14 protein-coding genes are annotated in these 16,937 nt (G+C 70.5%); 5 read left to right on the top strand and 9 right to left on the bottom strand.

Features of this window, described 5'->3' with window-relative positions; genetic code table 11:
* Positions 1–55: 55 nt before the first annotated feature.
* Positions 56–478, bottom strand: a complete 423-nt coding sequence (locus tag ABLE93_RS10085; RefSeq protein ID WP_348839655.1) for a hypothetical protein — start codon at positions 476–478, stop codon at positions 56–58.
* Between the two features lie 320 nt (positions 479–798).
* On the opposite strand from ABLE93_RS10085, the gene ABLE93_RS10080 reads away from it, so the two are divergent.
* From ABLE93_RS10080 to sciP, 5 genes are all read left to right on the top strand, one after another.
* A complete protein-coding gene (locus ABLE93_RS10080) occupies positions 799–1,725 on the top strand; it encodes a glycine--tRNA ligase subunit alpha (protein WP_348839801.1) in 927 nt (308 codons plus the stop codon).
* 33 nt (positions 1,726–1,758) lie between these two features.
* Positions 1,759–3,054, top strand: a complete 1,296-nt coding sequence (locus ABLE93_RS10075) for an MFS transporter (protein WP_348839654.1) — start codon at positions 1,759–1,761, stop codon at positions 3,052–3,054.
* A gap of 104 nt (positions 3,055–3,158) precedes the next feature.
* Positions 3,159–5,294, top strand: a complete 2,136-nt coding sequence (gene glyS, locus ABLE93_RS10070; protein WP_348839653.1) for a glycine--tRNA ligase subunit beta — start codon at positions 3,159–3,161, stop codon at positions 5,292–5,294.
* Between the two features lie 1,231 nt (positions 5,295–6,525).
* Entirely contained in the window at positions 6,526–9,669 is a 3,144-nt protein-coding gene (locus ABLE93_RS10065; RefSeq protein WP_348839652.1) for an autotransporter domain-containing protein, read from the top strand.
* Positions 9,670–9,890: 221 nt separating this feature from the next.
* The gene (gene sciP / locus ABLE93_RS10060; protein WP_012113328.1) at positions 9,891–10,166 is read left to right on the top strand and encodes a CtrA inhibitor SciP; all 276 of its coding nucleotides are present in this window, start codon (positions 9,891–9,893) and stop codon (positions 10,164–10,166) included.
* A 30-nt stretch (positions 10,167–10,196) separates the two neighbouring features.
* Here sciP and phnN read toward each other — a convergent pair whose 3' ends face one another.
* The 8 genes from phnN to phnG all read right to left on the bottom strand — a co-directional run bounded on the left by phnN (position 10,197) and on the right by phnG (position 16,903).
* The gene (gene phnN / locus ABLE93_RS10055) at positions 10,197–10,778 is read right to left on the bottom strand and encodes a phosphonate metabolism protein/1,5-bisphosphokinase (PRPP-forming) PhnN (protein ID WP_348839651.1); all 582 of its coding nucleotides are present in this window, start codon (positions 10,776–10,778) and stop codon (positions 10,197–10,199) included.
* Positions 10,775–11,914, bottom strand: coding sequence for an alpha-D-ribose 1-methylphosphonate 5-triphosphate diphosphatase (locus ABLE93_RS10050; RefSeq protein WP_348839650.1), 1,140 nt, complete (start codon positions 11,912–11,914; stop codon positions 10,775–10,777). Before ABLE93_RS10050 ends, phnN begins: the two co-directional genes overlap by 4 nt.
* Positions 11,915–11,928: 14 nt before the next feature.
* A complete protein-coding gene (phnL, locus tag ABLE93_RS10045) occupies positions 11,929–12,717 on the bottom strand; it encodes a phosphonate C-P lyase system protein PhnL (RefSeq protein ID WP_348839649.1) in 789 nt (262 codons plus the stop codon).
* A gap of 101 nt (positions 12,718–12,818) precedes the next feature.
* Positions 12,819–13,601, bottom strand: a complete 783-nt coding sequence (gene phnK, locus ABLE93_RS10040) for a phosphonate C-P lyase system protein PhnK (protein WP_348839648.1) — start codon at positions 13,599–13,601, stop codon at positions 12,819–12,821.
* Positions 13,598–14,530, bottom strand: a complete 933-nt coding sequence (locus ABLE93_RS10035) for an alpha-D-ribose 1-methylphosphonate 5-phosphate C-P-lyase PhnJ (protein ID WP_348839800.1) — start codon at positions 14,528–14,530, stop codon at positions 13,598–13,600. The genes phnK and ABLE93_RS10035 overlap by 4 nt, the downstream gene beginning before the upstream one ends.
* Before the next feature lie 20 nt (positions 14,531–14,550).
* Positions 14,551–15,744, bottom strand: coding sequence for a carbon-phosphorus lyase complex subunit (locus ABLE93_RS10030; protein WP_348839647.1), 1,194 nt, complete (start codon positions 15,742–15,744; stop codon positions 14,551–14,553).
* A 3-nt stretch (positions 15,745–15,747) separates the two neighbouring features.
* On the bottom strand, positions 15,748–16,401 hold the full coding sequence (gene phnH, locus ABLE93_RS10025) for a phosphonate C-P lyase system protein PhnH (protein ID WP_348839646.1): 654 nt from the start codon (positions 16,399–16,401) through the stop codon (positions 15,748–15,750).
* A gap of 4 nt (positions 16,402–16,405) precedes the next feature.
* Positions 16,406–16,903: a phosphonate C-P lyase system protein PhnG gene (gene phnG, locus ABLE93_RS10020; RefSeq protein WP_348839645.1), complete on the bottom strand. Its 498-nt coding sequence runs from the start codon at positions 16,901–16,903 to the stop codon at positions 16,406–16,408.
* Positions 16,904–16,937: the final 34 nt, after the last annotated feature.

Below are 16,937 nucleotides of genomic sequence, written 5' to 3'. Positions count from 1 at the left end.
CGGGGCTTTCTTTCATGGGGCTGGTGCCGAAGCTATGCTCCGGCCGTGTTCAGCGTCAGCGGCTGCCGCCGGGAGTCGCCTGCGAGCGGCCACCTTCCTGCGCGGGACCCTTGTGGGGGTCCTGGCCGGCGGCGGTGCCGGAACGCGGCGTCACGGTGCCGGTCGTGTCGTAGGACGGGCCAGCGCCGGTGCCGCTCGCGCCGGGGGTCGCCTGGGCGCGACCGCCCTCCTGCGCCGGACCCTTGTGGGGATCCTGGCCGGCAGCCTGGCCGGAACGCGGGGTGGCGGGGGTGTTCGGGTCGGGCATAACCGCGCCGCTGCCGCTCGGGCCGGGAGTGGCCTGGGTGCGACCGCCTTCCTGCGCCGGGCCCTTGTGGGGATCCTGGCCAGCAGCGGTGCCGGACTGGGCGCTGGCGGCGCCGGACATTGCGATGAGGGCCGCCGCGGCGACCGGAATGGCGAGCTTGAACATGTTCATGCGGGGTCTCCCTCCAATTGAATACACGGCTACACAACCGCCGAACCCGCATTTCGGTTCACAACGATTTTTTCAGATTTACCAGCGCTGGCGTGAGCTTAGCTGTGGCGCAGCAAGACCTTGGCACGGCGCAGACGCCGTCGGCATCCGCCAGGGATTTCGCGCGTGGGCGCACCGGCTGCGGCCGAGTCTCGCCGCCGTCAGTTTCTGTTTCCATCTCTGGAATGGCGCACTAGTGTCCGCGCGGCGCTGGCGGCCCTTCTGCCCACACATGCGGTCACGATGCTGCGAGCGTCTTCGAGTTGCGAGCCTTTGAGATGATCGACCCGACCCTTCCCGAGCACATGCGTCCCGACCGCTCCTTCCAGGCCCTGCTGCTGACGCTCCAGCGCTTCTGGGCGGATCGTGGCTGCGTCATCCTCCAGCCCTACGACATGGAGGTGGGAGCGGGCACCTTTCACCCCGCCACCACGCTGCGGGCGCTCGGGCCGAAGCCGTGGAAGGCCGCCTATGTGCAGCCCTCGCGCCGCCCCAAGGACGGGCGTTACGGCGAGAACCCCAATCGGCTCCAGCACTATTACCAGTTCCAGGTCATCCTGAAGCCCTCCCCGGAGAACCTTCAGCAGCTCTATCTGGATTCGCTCGCCGCCATCGGAGTGGACCTGAAGCTGCACGACGTGCGGTTCGTGGAGGACGACTGGGAGAGCCCCACCCTCGGCGCCTGGGGCCTCGGCTGGGAATGCTGGTGCGACGGCATGGAGGTGTCGCAATTCACCTATTTCCAGCAGGTAGCCGGCTTCGAGTGCGCCCCCGTCTCCGGCGAACTCACCTACGGCCTCGAGCGCCTCGCCATGTACGTGCAGGGGGTTGAGAACGTCTACGACCTGAACTTCAACGGCCGCGAGGGCGCCGAGAAGACCACCTATGGCGACGTCTTCCATCAGGCCGAGCAGGAATATTCACGGCATAATTTCGAGGCCGCCGACACCGACATGCTGCTGGAGCAGTTCCGCATGGCGGAGCAGGCGTGCCACAAATATCTCGCCTTCGGCGACAAGGGCGACCGGCACGAGATGGCGCTGCCCGCCTACGACCAGTGCATCAAGGCGTCCCATGTCTTCAACCTTCTTGACGCGCGCGGGGTGATCTCCGTCACCGAGCGCCAGAGCTACATCCTGCGGGTGCGCGAGCTGGCCAAGGCCTGCGGCGCGGCGTGGCTCAAGACGGCGGCAGGCGGCGCCGCCTGAGGTCCGCGGGCGCGCAGGGAAGGGGGCAGGCGCATGAGCAGCATCACCGACGCCGAGGCCGGCGCTTTGCCTGGGGCGGCGCCCCAGCGCCTCAATCGCCGGCTGATCGCCGCCGGCACCCTCGGCAACGTGCTGGAATGGTACGACTTCGCGGTCTACGGCTTTCTCGCCGGCATCTTCGCGCGCAACTTCTTCCCGCAGTCGAGCCCCACGGCGGCGATGCTCTCCGTGTTCGGGGTGTTCGCCGCCTCCTTCCTCATGCGGCCGCTGGGCTCGGTGCTGTTCGGCCACGTGGGCGACCGCTACGGCCGGCGCGCGGCGCTGCTCTCCTCAGCCGCGCTGATGAGCGTGTCCACCTTCTGCGTCGGCCTCCTGCCCACCTACGAGACGGCCGGCGCCTTCGCCGCGGTCCTCCTGCTGGTGCTGCGCCTGGCGCAGGGGCTTTCGGTGGGCGGGGAATACATGACCTCCGCGGTCTTCCTCGCCGAAAATGCCGACCCCCGCCGGCGCGGGGCGGTGACCTCCATGGTCATCGTCGGCTGCAACGGCGGCATGCTCCTGGGCTCGACCATCGGGGCGCTGGTCTCCGGCCTCCTGTCGGCGGACGATCTTGCCGCCTGGGGCTGGCGCATCCCCTTCCTGCTGGGCTGCCTGCTGGGCGGCTTCGCCATGGTGCTGCGCCGCACCGCCGCCCGCGACGCGCCGCCCGAGCGCCCGGCGCGCCTGCCGGTGGTGGTGGCCTTCCGCGAGAGCGGCGCCGGCATCCTGCGGGCGACGCTCATCAACCTCGTGGTGGGCATCGCCTTCTATCTCGTGTTCGTCTACCTCACCACCTGGCTGCAGCAGACCGATGCCTTCCCGCCGCACGTGGCGCTGGAGCTGACGGCGGTGAGCATGGCGGTGGTGATGGCCGCGAGCCTCGGCTTCGCCGCCCTGTCCGACGTGGTGGGCCGCAAGCCGCTGATCGTCGCCGGCTTCGCCTGCCTCGTGCTGTTCTCCTGGCCGCTGTTCCTGCTCATGCGTTCGGGCAGCCCCGGCCTCGCGCTTCTGGGGCAGATGGGATTTGCCCTCATCATCTCCATGTATGGCGGCCCCATCGCCGTGGCGCTGGTGGAGATGTTCCCCCGCCACACCCGCTGCTCCGCCGTGGGGCTGAGCTGGAACCTCGGGGTCGGCATCGGCGGCGGCACGGCGCCCATGATCGCGGTGCTGCTGGTGAGCTGGACGGGCAGCCCCATGGCGCCGGCGCTCTATCTCATCGCCGCGGGGGCGCTGGCCTTCCTCGCCGCCCTCGGCCTCAAGGAAAGCCGCGGCCTGCCGCTGGACTGAGCCGCGCACTCGACGGCGCGGCCGAAAGGCACTAGCACACTCGCGCAAACCCCACCCCGGCGCCCCGGCGCCAGCCTCCCCGTCGGGAGAGCGAGCCAGAACCGATGCCCGACCTGCTGCTTGAACTGTTCTCCGAGGAAATCCCCGCCCGCATGCAGGCCCAGGCCGCCGACGCGCTGAAGAAGCTCGTCACGGACGCATTGGTGGAGCGCGGCCTGCTCTACGAGGGCGCCAAGGCCTTCGTGACGCCGCGCCGCCTCGCGCTGGCGGTGCATGGCCTGCCGGGCCGCCAGAAGGACCAGCGGGAGGAGAAGAAGGGCCCGCGCGTGGGCGCGCCCGAGCAGGCGGTGGCCGGCTTCCTCAAGAGCGCGGGGCTTTCCTCCCTCGATCAGGCGACGATCCAGTCGGACAAGAAGGGCGATTTCTACGTGGCGGTGGTGGAGAAGCCCGGCCGCGCCACCACCGAGGTGATCGCCGAGATCGTGCCCGACATCATCCGCAAGTTCCCCTGGCCGAAATCCATGCGCTGGGGGTCGGGGACGCTCAGGTGGGTGCGGCCGCTGCATTCCATCGTCGCCACCTTCGGCGCCGAGGGGGACGAGCCGGAGGTGGTGCGCTTCTCCATCGACGGGATCGAGGCGTCCAACGTCACCCGCGGCCACCGCTTCCTGGCGCCCGAGCCCTTCACGGTGAAGCGGCTCGACGACTGGATGGCGAAGCTCGAGGCCGCCAAGGTGGTGGCCGACCGCGACCGCCGCAAGGAGATCATCCTCAACGACGCCAAGGACCTCGCGCTCGCCGCCGGTCTCGAGCTGGTGGAGGACGAGGGCCTGCTGGACGAGGTGTGCGGCCTCGTCGAATGGCCGGTGGTGCTCATGGGTTCGTTCGAGGAACGCTTCCTCGACATTCCCGACGAGGTCATCCGCGCCACCATCCGCGCCAACCAGAAGTGCTTCGTGCTGAAGGACTCCAAGACCGGGCGCCTCGCCAACCGCTTCCTGCTCATCTCCAACCTCGTCGCCACCGACGGCGGCGCGGCCATCGTCGCCGGCAACGAGCGCGTCATCCGCGCCCGCCTGTCGGATGCGAAATTCTTCTGGGATACGGACCGGCTGAACGGCCTCGCCAGCCGCATGCCCAAGTTCGCCAGCATTACCTTCCACGAGAAGCTGGGCTCGCAGGCCGAGCGCATCGAGCGCATCGTCCGCCTCGCCAAGGAACTGGCCCCCAAGGTGGGCGCGTCGGTGGCGCTGGCCGAGGAGGCCGCGCTGGTGGCCAAGGCGGACCTGCTGACCGAGGTGGTGGGCGAGTTCCCCGAGCTCCAGGGCCTCATGGGCCGCTATTATGCTGAAGGAGAGAACCTCCCCCCGGAGGTCGCCGCCGCCTGCGAGGAGCATTACAAGCCGCAGGGGCCGAACGACCGCGTGCCCACCGCGCCGGTCTCCGTGGCCGTGGCGCTGGCGGACAAGATCGACACCTTGGTGGGCTTCTGGGCGATCGACGAGAAGCCGACCGGGAGCAAGGACCCCTATGCGCTTCGGCGGGCGGCGCTGGGGGTGATCAGGATCGTGCTGGAGAATGAGGTTCGATTGAGCCTTCATGATCTCCTTTGCCTTGGTTTCGAAGATCAGTATCACCGTCACGGCGGTACCGCGGATATGCGATCTTATTTCAGCGGCAGGGCTCAATCAGAATCGAAATCTTTCGGTACTCTTGACGACCTCCTCGCCTTCTTCGCCGACCGCTTGAAGGTCTACCTCCGCGACCGCGGCGCCCGCCACGATCTCGTCGATGCCGTCTTCGCCCTTGAAGGGCAGGACGATCTCCTCCTCGTGGTCCGCCGCGTGGAGGCGCTGGCCGCCTTCCTCGCCACCGAGGACGGCAGGAACCTCCTCGCCGGCTATCGCCGCGCGGTGAACATCCTGCGCATCGAGGAGAAGAAGGACGGCGAGGCCTATGCCGGCCCCACCGTTGCCGCGCTGCTGAAGGAGCCGGCCGAGGAGCATCTCGCCGCCGCCATCGAGGATGTGAAGGCCCGCGTCTCCCGCGCCGTCGCGGCGGAAGATTTCGCCGCCGCCATGCTGGCGCTGGCCGACCTGCGCCGGCCGGTGGATGCCTTCTTCGATGCGGTGACGGTGAACGATGCCGATCCCGCCCTGCGCGAGAACCGCCTGAAGCTCCTCGACGAAATCCGCGCGGCCACCCGCACCATCGCCGATTTCGACCGCATCGAGGGCTAGCGCCTCGCGTCCCGGCCGACTGGAGCGGAGCGGACGGAGAGCCGGGACCCAGCGTGAGACGTCTCGCGCAGCGGGGCAAAAGCCGAGGTGGATGGGGTTCGGCGCCTGCGGCGGAGTCCTTGCGCCGGCCCCCGGCTCGCATTCCGCTGCGCTGCATGCGTCCGGGGGACCGGGCGGTGCTTTGCTGGGGCGCCGTGCTGCTGGCCGTTGCGCCGGTCCGCCTCTGCCGTCGACCCTCCGCGCCAAATTCGCCGTCGTTCGCTCCGCTCCGCTCCGTTCCGTTCCGCCTTCCCACCCATCCCCCGCCTCACTACCGTCACCCTCCGGCTTGACCGGAGGGCCCATGGCATGGCTGGGCGCCGTCCCTCGCCACATTGCGCGATGCTCCGGCGGAGAAATGGGCCCTCCGGTCAAGCCGGAGGGCGACGGCGGGTCGGAAATCGCACGCTCGCTGAGCGCGAGGGCGTATGAGGGGAGAGCCCACGCCCCCCTTCGTGCAAGCCTCGCGTCCCGGCCGACTGGAGCGGAGCGGACGGAGTGCCGGGACCCAGCGCGAGAGGTCCCGCACAGCGGGGCAGAATCTGAGGTGGAGGGGGTTCAGGGCCTGCGGCGGAGTCCTTGCGCTGGCCCCCGGCTCGCATTCCGCTGCGCTGCATGCGTCCGGGGGACGGGCGGTGTTTTGCTGGGGCGCCGTGCTGCTGACTGTTGCGCCGGTCCGCCCCGCCGCTGCCGTCGACCCTCCGCGCCAAATTCGCCGTCGTTCGCTCCGCTCCGTTCCGCCCTCCCACCCATCCCGCTCCTCACCACCGTCGCCCTCCGGCTTGACCGGAGGGCCCATGGCAGGGCCGGGCGCCGTCCCTCGCCACATTGCGCGATGCTCCGGCGGAGAGATGGGCCCTCCGGTCAAGCCGGAGGGCGACGGCGGGTTAGAGCCGGTGCGGTCTCGTGCAATCGCACCTCAAGGCCGGGCCAAACCTCTGCCGTGCCGAACGCCCGCATGCTTGCCCAGCACGACCCCAAGCCCCACCCCCAGCCCCACCCCCACCCCCACCCCCACCCCCACCCCCACCCCCGCTCCCCCGCCCATATCCACAGCATCGTTTGGCGTACTGCTCCGCTGGCCTTTTTCCGCGTTCTCCGCTTTCCTTGCGGGACGGTAGAGGGGTGGTGAGCAGACGCGGGGGCGGGGATGCGGGCGGATGTTGCGGCGGGGGCCGGGGAAGGGTGCGGGATGGGCGGATGGCCGGGGGGCTCCGCGCCGCGTTCGGGGCGGGCGCGGGCGGCCTGGATCCTGGCGCTCCTCATCGGCGCGCTGTCGGCTCCTCTCCTGGCGGTGCCGGCCCATGCGCAGGCCACCTTCTGCACCACCGAGGACTGCCAGAAGCACCAGGAGCACGAGGCGCGCGACGCCCTGTCGGCGTTCGGCACGCTGCTCGACACGCCGGCCGGCCTGGCGCTGCTCGATGCCAACGCGGCCAGGACCATCTCCATCTATCAAAGCTCCACGCTGGCGCAGCGCGACCTCGCCGTGCAGAACGCGGAAGCCCCCTACGATCCCTACGTGTCCACCACCAACATCTGGAACATGGTGAATTCCCCCGCCAGCGCGCTGCTGATGGCCATGGGGGAGCAGAACACCCTGCCGGGCAACATCGCCTCGGATCTCGCCGGCGCCTATTCGGCCAGCCAGGTGGGCTACACGAAGGATTACTTCGCCGCGGCTACGGACGCCTACGGCATCGCCTACAACGCGCCGCCCGGCCTTGTGGGCGACCCACGACCCTATCTGGTGCTCTCGCAAATCAAGGACAATCCCTGGACCACCCCGAGCACCGACCCCGACGCGGTGGCCGGCCAGGCCGACCAATGGGCGGGCAATGCGCCGGAGGCCTCGTTCCAGAGCGGCCACACCACCTACGGCTTCACCACGGCGCTCTATTATGCCGTGCTGCTGCCCACCTATTATCAGGACCTGTTCGCGGCGGGCGAAGCCTACGGGCTCAGCCGAAATATCCTCGGCGTGCACTATGCCCTGGATGTGATCGGCGGGCGCATCTCCGCCATGCATGCGCTGGCGCATCTCTTGGCCGGAGACCCCAATTATTCCACCGATTTTGCAGCCTCCGCGGAGGAGAACAGGACGGCGCTGGCCGAGGCCCTGGGCGAGGCCGCCGTGTCCCCGGTCTATGCCGCCTGCAGCAAGGACCTGAAGGCCTGCATGGCGAGCGGCATCGTGCCCACGGCGGCGGACTATCGCGCCAATCGGGACGTCGCCACTTTCTACCTCACCTACGGCCTGCCTGCGGTGGGCGCCACCGACCTGGCGCCCGTGGTGCCGGAGCATGCCGAGGAGCTCATCCGCAGCCGCTTCCCCTATCTGAGCGAGGACCAGCTGCGCGACGTGCTGGCCAGCACCGAGCTGCCGTCGGGCGTTCCGCTGGACGACGGGTCCGGCTGGGCGCGGCTCAATCTCTATGCCGCGGCCGGCGGCTACGGCGCCTTCACCAGCGACGTCACCGTGACCATGGATGCGGAGAAGGGCGGCCTCCACGCCTTCGACATCTGGAGCAACGACATCTCCGGCACCGGCGGCCTCATCAAGGACGGCACCGGCACGCTGCTCCTCGCCGGCGACGAAACCTACACCGGCGGCACCATCGTGAACGGCGGCGTGCTGGCGCTCACCGGCACGCTCAAGGGCGACCTCACCATCGCCGCAGGGGCGGAGTTCGTCAGCACCGGCGGGTATTTCGTCGATGCCGACGCGACCCTCGACAATGCCGGCACCTTCACCTCCATCGGGGCGAAGCTCTACAGCTTCGGCGTCCTCGCCAATGCCGGGCGCCTGGAGAGCGACGTGGAGAGCTACGGCAGCCTCGCCGGCAATGGGGTCATCGCCGGCAGCCTCGCCAATCACGGCCTGCTCACGCCCGGCGCGGCCGCCGGCGGCATCGGCGTGATGAGCGTGACAGGCGACCTCGCCTTCCAGTCCACCTCGGTCTATCTCGTCGAGACCGGGGTTTCCGGGGAGAGCGACAGCGTGCGCGTCGCGGGCGATGTGGCGCTCGACGGGCGGCTGGTGCTCATCGGCGCCGACGGGAGCCTCTCCCGCCTCGGCACCTATGAGGTGGTCTCTACGGACGGCGCCGTCTCCGGCAGCTTCGACGAGGTGACCGCCCTTGGTTATTTCCTCACCGCCTCGGCGCATGTGGAGGACGGCGCGGTGCGGGTGGACGTGGCGCCCAACGCCGAGGCCTTCGCCACCGCCGGCGGCACGCCCAATGCCAATGCGGTGGGTGCTGCGGTGGCGCGGCTGCCCTATTCCAGTCCGGTGCTGCAGGCGGCGGTGACCATGGACGCGGCGTCGGCCCCGGCGCTGCTGGCGAGCCTGACGGGCGAAATCCACGCCTCGACCGCCTCCGTGCTTTTGGCGCAATCGGTCTATGTGCGGCAGGCGCTGCTCGGGCGCATGCGCGAGGACGCGGCCGGGCGGCAGGCCTCGCCCCTCGGCTATGCGGCGGCGCCGGTGGCGGGCGCGGGGCGCGCCGATGCCGACCTCACCGCCTGGGTGCAGGCGTATGGCGGCTGGGGCAGCCTCGGCGGCGCGCCGGCCCTCGACGTGACGAGCACGGTGGGCGGCTTCCTCGCCGGCTTCGACTGGCAGGCGCTGGAGGGCACAAGGATCGGCCTTGCGGCGGGCTACAGCTCCACCTCCTATTCCACCAGCGGCGTGCAGTCCTCGGGGACCAGCGACGCCTACGACGTGGCGCTGTACGGCACCAGCCGCTTCGGCGCCCTCAGCCTGCGCTATGCCGCCAGCTATTCTGGCAACGCCATCGATACGGAGCGCTACGCCGTTCTGCCCGGCCTCCTGCAGAACCTGCGGGCCGACCAGAGCGGCGGCACCGGCCAGCTGTTCGGCGAGGCGGGCTATGGCTTCGACAGCGGCGCGGTGCGGCTGGAGCCGTTCGCCGGCCTCGCCTACGTCCGCCTCGACCTCGGCAGCTATGTGGAGAACGGCGGCGCGGCGGCCCTCGCCTCCGACGGCCTGACGCAGGACAATACCCTCACTACCCTCGGCCTGCGCGGCCGCTGGGACGTGCCCGCCGGGCCGGCACGGATGGAACTGCGCGGCAGCCTCGCCTGGCAGCACGCCTTCGGCGACATCACGCCCGTCCTGGTGGAGCGCTTCGTCACCGGCGGCGCGGCCTTCGGCATCTCCGGCGCCCCCATCGCCCGCGACGTGGCGCTGGTGGATGCCGGCCTCGACGTGCTGCTGGCCGGCGGCGTCCGGGTGGGCGTCGCCTATGCCGGCCAGCTCGGGTCCGATGCGCAGACCAACGCGGTCCAGGGCCGCCTGCTGGTGCAGTTCTGACGCGGCGGGGGGATCGGCACCGCCGGTCCCCGCCCGAATTTTTCCCAGATCTTTCCAAAGTCGCAATCTGCAAAAGACACCGGGGGTATTTACTTTTCCAAAACCTCTTGTTCACGTCACGTTAATACAAGTAAAAATCTTGTTCTTCTGGAACTTTAGCGAAATGTTCATTGGCCCCTGTCACGCTCTCCTTCATTGGGGTGTGTAACAGGTGCGTAGAAATGACCGATGCCTATCGGCCAAGGGTCAAGTATGTGATCGGACCGGACGGGGGACCCTTGACCATCGCCGATCTGCCGCCGCCGGATACCCGGCGCTGGGTCATCCGTCGCAAGGCGGAGGTGGTGGCGGCCGTGCGCGGCGGTCTGCTCTCCCTTGAGGAGGCGTGCAAGCGCTATACCCTCACGGTGGACGAATTCCTCTCCTGGCAGGCGTCCATCGACCGCCACGGCCTGCCCGGGCTGCGCACCACGCGCATCCAGCACTACCGGCAATAGGGCTCGCCCCGCCGCCGCGCGTGACACGCCTCACGCGACGGCGGCGCGCTCCTCGGCGATGAAGCCGCAGAGTTGTGCGCCGCCGTCCGCCGGCGCGCCTACATTCTCGATCACCAGATCCGGCGCCACATCCACCTCGGGGCTGCGCCTCAGCCGCTCCTCGATGTCGGCGGCGCTCTCGCGGCCGCGCGTCGCGAGGCGCTGGGCGCGCACCGGCACCGGCGCAGTCACATGCACCACCCGCACCCGGGCGAAGCGCCGCCGCGCCTCGGGCAGGGTGGCGCGCGAGCCGTTGGCCACCACCACGCCGCCCGCGGCGATCTCCTGCGCCACCTCCGGGCCGAGCGCATAGGAGAGCCCGTGCGCCCGCCAGGAGAGGGGAAAGCGACCCTGCGCCTTAAGCGCCTCGAACTCCGCCTCCGACACGGTGCCGTGCGCCTCCCCCGTGCCCGAGGGGCGGGTGACGAGGCGGCGGGCGAACAGCACCCGGTCGTCCCCGGCGAAGCGGTCGCGGGCGATGTCGATGAGGGTGTCCTTGCCGGCACCGGACGGGCCGACCACCAGCAGCAGCGTGCCGGGACCCAGGGCCGCGCCGCCTGCGTCGTGCGTCATGCCACCCGCCGCCCTTCGCGCCACACGCCCTTCACCACCGGCATCTCGCCGGCCAGGCCGACGCGCACCAGATCGGCGCGGCGGCCGATGGCGATCTCGCCCCGGTCGGAGAGGCCCGCCACCTCGGCCGGCGTCTTCGTCACCATGCGCACCGCCTCCGGCAAGGCGATGGACGGCACGCGGCGGGTGAGGTCGAAGGCCGCCCACAGCAGGCTGGAAGGCACATAGTCCGACGAGAGGATGTCGAGCCGGCCGCCCCGCGCCAGGGACTCCGCCGAGACGTTGCCGGTGTGGGAGCCGCCGCGCACCAGGTTCGGCGCCCCCATGAGCACGCGGATGCCAGCCTCGTGGGAGAGGCGGGCGGCCTCCTCGGTGGTGGGGAATTCGGCGATGGCGACGCCGTCGCCGATGGCCTCGGCCACATGCTCGGACGTGCCGTCGTCATGGCTTGCCACCACGCAGCCGTGGGCATGGGCCAGCGCCACCAGCCCGGCGCGGTTCTGCCGGGCGTAGCGGGCGTGGAACTCGAGCCGCGCGGCCACGATGACATCCATCTCCGCGGCGCTGATGCCGCTCTTCTTCATGTAATAGGAGCGGAAATGCTCCTCGCTCGCAAACTGCCGCTGGCCCGGCGTGTGGTCCATGAGCGAGATCAGGTGGACGCGGGTGCGCGACAGGATCGCCTCGGCATCCTCCACCACCGTGTCGGTGGGCACCTCGCAGCGCAGGTGGATGAAATGGTCGGACCGCAATGCCCCGGCCGCCCGCGCCTCGTCCAGCGCGGCGATGAGGAGCGGCGCATCGCCGTCCATGCCCACGGCCTTCCTGTCGGGCCACACCCGCAGAGAGTCGAACACGGTGGTGATGCCCGAGGCGGCGATCTGGGCGTCGTGGGCGAAGATCGCGGCGAGCGGGTTCCAGCGCACCTTGGGACGGGGGGAGAGGTGGCCCTCCACATGGTCCGTGTGGAGTTCCACGAGGCCGGGGAGGAGATAGTCGCCGCCGAGGTCCTCGGAGCCCGGCGGCACAGCGCCGGTGCCGATGGCGGTGATGGCGCCGTCCTCGACCGTGACGTGGCCGGCGAGGATCTCGTCGGCAAGGACGAGGCGGGCGTTGGCGAAAACCTGTTCGGTCATGGTCCTCTCCGGGATCAGGCTTCGAAGCGGGTGACGTCCACCACCCGGTCGGCGACGGCCTCGCGCGTCTCGGCATCGTGGAAGATGCCGAGCAGCCCCGCGCCGGCCGCCTTCTTCTCGCAAATGAGGTCGATGACCACCTGCCGGTTGGCGGCGTCCAGCGATGCGGTGGGCTCGTCGAGCAGCAGCAGCGGCTGGGCGCCGATGAAGCCGCGCGCCACGTTCACCCGCTGCTGCTCGCCGCCGGAGAAGGTGGCTGGCGGCAGGCTCCACAGCCGCTCCGGAAGATTGAGGCGGGCGAGCAGGGCGCCGGCGCGCACTTTTGCGGTCTCTTCGTCCACGCCTTCGGTCCGCAGCGGCGCCGCCACCACATCGAGGGTGGAAACGCGCGGGATCACCCGCAGGAACTGGCTGACATAGCCGACCCGGGTGCGGCGCAGGGCCAGCATCTGCCGCGGCTCGGCGCCCGCCACCTCGGCGAAGGCGGCGCCATCGGCGATGCGCACCAAGCCGGCGTCGATGCGGTAATTGCCATAGACCATCTTGAGGATGGAGCTTTTCCCGGCCCCCGATGGGCCGCCCAGCGCCACGCATTCGCCGGCTGCGACCTCGAAGGTGACGCCGGAGACGACGGGGAGGGTCAGCCCGCCGCGCAGGTGCAAGGTGAAGCTCTTGGCGAGGTTTTCGACGGCAAGGAGCGTGTCCTCTGTGTCCCGGCCCAGCGACGGCGCAGCCGGAGCGCCGAGCCGGGACCCAGCGCAGGACTCCTGCGCAGCAGGCAATGCGGAAGCGGTGGTCGTCATGGAAGCGCCTTCGGCGGCCTCTTGCGCTGGGTCCCGGCCCGCGTTCCGCGCCACAGGTGGCGCTGCACTTGGCCGGGACACGTTGGCGATCGGATCAATGGTCATGCCGCAAGCACCGAGGAGACGAGGAGCTGGGTGTAGGGCTCGCGCGGGTCGTCGAGCACCTGGTCGGTGAGGCCCTGCTCGATCACCCGGCCGGACTTCATCACCATGATGCGGTGGGAGAGCAGCCGCGCCACCGCGAGGTCGTGGGTGACGATAACCACCGCCAGGCCGAACTCCTCCACCAGCTGGCGGATGAGGTCGAGCAGGCGCGCCTGCACCGACACGTCGAGGCCGCTCGTCGGTTCGTCCATGAAGACGAGGCGGGGGCGGGTGACGAGGTTGCGGGCGATCTGCAGCCGCTGGCGCATGCCGCCGGAGAAGGTGCGCGGATCGTCGTCGATGCGCTCGGCGGCGATCTCCACGCGGGAGAGCCAGTCGGTGGCCTCGCTGCGGATGTCGCCATAGTGGCGCCAGCCCACCGCCATCAGCCGCTCGCCCACATTGCCGCCGGCCGAGACCGCCATGCGCAGGCCCTGCTCCGCATGCTGGCGCACGAAGCCCCAGTCGGTGCGCAGCAGCAGCCGGCGCTCGGCCTCCGAGAGGGTCGCGAGGTCGCGGGTCTCGCCGTCCCGCATGCGGTAGGCGACGCGCCCGGCCGAGGGGGCCAGCTCGGTGGAGAGGAGGCCCAGCAAGGTGGACTTGCCGGAGCCGCTCTCCCCGACGATGGCGAGCACCTCGCCTTCGTGCAGAGTCACGTCCACATCGCGGCAGCCGAGGCGGTTGCCGTAATATTTGGCGAGGCCCTGGGCGGTGAGGAGTGGGGTGTCGGCGGCGCTCATGGGATGGCTCCGTCGGTACCGCGGTGGCTTTCCGCCCCATGGAGAGCGGGGGCGGCGGCGCCGGCCCCATAGGGCGCGCTCATCTCCCCCGTGTGCCCCTCCGCCTGGCGCGTCGCGCAATGGTCGGTGTCGGAGCACACGAACATGCGCTTGCCCCTGTCGTCGAGGATCACCTCGTCGAGATAGACGCCGGTCGCCCCGCACAGCGCGCACGGCTGCCGGAAGGCCTGCACCTTGAAGGGATGGTCCTCGAAATCCAGCGACACCACCTGCGTGTAGGGCGGGATGGCATAGATGCGCTTCTCGCGGCCGGCGCCGAACAATTGCAGCGCCGGGCTGTCGTTCATCTTGGGATTGTCGAACTTCGGGATGGGGGAGGGGTCCATCACGTAGCGGCCCTCCACCTTCACCGGATAGGCATAGGTGGTAGCGATGTGGCCGTGGCGGGCGATGTCCTCATAGAGCTTTACCTGCATGAGGCCGTAGTCGGCGAGGCCGTGCAGGCGGCGCGTCTCGGTCTCGCGCGGCTCCAGATAGCGCAGCGGCTCGGGGATGGGCACCTGGAAGACGATGGTCTGGCCCGCCTTCAGCTCCGCCTCCGGGATGCGGTGGCGGGTCTGGATGATGGTGGCGTCCTGCGTGCGCGTGGTGGTGGCCACCCCCGCGGTGGTCTCGAAGAAGGAGCGGATGGCCACCGCATTGGTGGTGTCGTCCGAGCCCTGGTCGATCACCTTCAGCACGTCGTCGGCGCCGAGGATGGCCGCCGTCACCTGCACGCCGCCGGTGCCCCAGCCGTAGGGCATGGGCATCTCGCGCGAGGCGAAGGGCACCTGATAGCCGGGAATGGCGATGGCCTTCAGGATGGCCCGGCGGATCATCCGTTTCGTCTGCTCGTCGAGATAGGCGAAATTGTAGGTGATGGCCGGCATGGAAGAGGCGACGGGGGCGTTCATTCGGCGGCCTCCTTGAGGTCCTCGCGCGGCGCGGCCTCGGCCTCGGCGCGCATGCGGCGGATGAGGTCGAGCTCGGCCTGGAAATCCACGTAGTGCGGCAGCTTCAGATGCTCCACGAAGCCGGTGGCCTGCACGTTGTCGCAATGGGACAGGACGAATTCCTCGTCCTGCGCCGGGGCGCTCTTCTCCTCGCCCAGTTCCTTGAAGCGTAGCGATCGGTCCACCAGCGCCATGGACATGGCCTTGCGCTCGGACTGGCCGAAGACGAGGCCATAGCCGCGGGTAAACTGAGGCGGCTCGCTCGCCGATCCCTTGAACTGGTTCACGCTCTGGCATTCCGTGAGCTCGATCTCGCCCAGCGGCACGGCAAAGCCCAGCTCCTCCGCGTGCAGGCTCACCTCCACCGTGCCGAAGCGGATCTCGCCGACGAAGGGGTGGGTGCGGGCATAGCCGCGCTGGGTGGAATAGCCGAGCGCCAGCAGGAAGCCCTCGTCGCCCCGCGCCAGCGCCTGGAGCCGCAGCGGCCGGTCGGCGGGGAAGGCGAGGGGCTCGCGGGTGAGGTCGCGCGGCGGCGTGCCGTCATCGGCCGGCGAGCCCTCGATCAGGCCCTCGTCGCCGAGGAGATCGGTGACGCGGGGCATCTGCACCACTCCCCTCTCCCCTTGCGGGAGAGGGGCCGGGGGTGAGGGGAGCGATCCAACCGTGGAAACGGCGCCCGGCTCCCGGCGCTCCGGCCCCTCACCCCAGCCCTCTCCCCCGCGGGGAGAGGGGGCGTCGGCGGCATTGGTCGCCAGGCGCTCGTCCATCAGGCGGTGGGTGTAGTCGAAGGTGGGGCCGAGCACCTGTCCGCCGGGCAGGTCCTTGAAGGTGGCGGAGATGCGCCGCGCGATGCGCATGGCCCCCGTGTCCACCGGCTCGGACGCGCCGAAGCGGGGCAAGGTGGTGCGGAAGGCGCGGGCGAGGAAGATGGCCTCGATCAGATCGCCCCGCGCCTGCTTGATGGCGAGGGCCGCGAGATCGCGGTCGTAGAGCGAGCCCTCGGCCATCACCCGGTCCACGGCGAGGGAGAGCTGGCCCGAGATCTGGTCGAGCCCGATCTCGGGCACGCTTTCCTCGCCCCGGCGCTTCTTCGCCAGCAGCGCATGGGCGTTGCGGATGGCGGCTTCGCCACCCTTCACGGCCACGTACATGGATCAGTCCTCCATCACGGGCTTGACCGTGCGCGGCAGGCCCATCACGGAGCCAGCTCCGTCGGCCCCGGGCGCGGTGAGGATGAGGTCGACGCCGAGCGGAAAGGCCGCCCGGTTGGCGGCGAGCCGCGCGGAGAAGTCAGCCGGCAGCGGCGCGGCGGCAAAGCCCCGCCGGCCCCGGATGCCGGGGCCTTCGATGACGCGCGCGCCTTCGCCCAGTTCGGCCAGCTGCACGATCAGGGTCGCCGAGCGGTCGGGATAATCCGGCTCGCCCTGCGCCAGAGCGGCGAGATCGGGCATGGCGGCGCCGTCCGCCGCCAGCACGAAGCGGGCGGCGGCAGGGTCCGTCACCACCGGCGCGCCGGTGTGGAAGCGCAGGAAGGCGGCCACCGCCGGCGCGGCCGCGAGCGCGCCGTCGAGGAAGACCGGGGTCTCATAGTCGAGCAGGGCGAGGGCGACGGCCGCCGCTTCGCGCGAGAGGGGCGCGGGCGGGTCGAGGTCGCTGGCGAGCGGCACGGCGAGGCCAGGCTCGGCCATGGCGCGCATCACCGCCGCGAAGGCGCGCTGGGCGTCATGCACCGGATCGGCAAAGCCGGCCGCGAGCGGCGCGGCGAAGGGGGAGGATGGGGCGGCGGAGATTGGGGCGGTGGCGGGCATGGCTTCAGTCCTCCCCGCGGGTCATGGTGAAGAAATTGACCTTGGTGGCCTCGGTCTCTGCCGCCGCGGCGGCATCCTCCGCGGCGAGCCGGCGGCAGACCGGGGCGACGGCGTCGTTCACCGCGAGGCGGAGCGCCGGGTCCTGCCACAAAGCGTCGAGGATGGCGGCGGCCTCGGCCTTCTCGGGATCGCGCCCGAGCAGGTAGGAGACGCCGGTGGCGCCGCCTTCCACCTGCACCGCGGCGCGCGTGACCGTGGCCTCGCCCAGGTTGAAGGGGGCGCCGTCGCCGCCGGTGCGGCCTTCCACCATCACGAGGCCGATCTCGGCGGGCCTGAGCCGGCGCAGGCGCGGCAGCGGCTGGAAGCGCTCCACCGCCGCCGCCAGCTCCTTGCGGGTGGCCCGGGCGAACAGGGCCATCATGGCCTGCCGCTCCGAGGGCGCGCCTTCCGCCGGCGGAAGAGATTCGGACTTCGGCTCCCCGAGGGGCGGATCGGACATCATGGACGCCTCCCAATTGGCCCGCACGGGGGCTTCT

Source organism: Xanthobacter pollutisoli (assembly GCF_040044995.1).
GTDB lineage: Bacteria > Pseudomonadota > Alphaproteobacteria > Rhizobiales > Xanthobacteraceae > Xanthobacter.
This window is presented reverse-complemented; position numbering and strand designations above follow the sequence as displayed.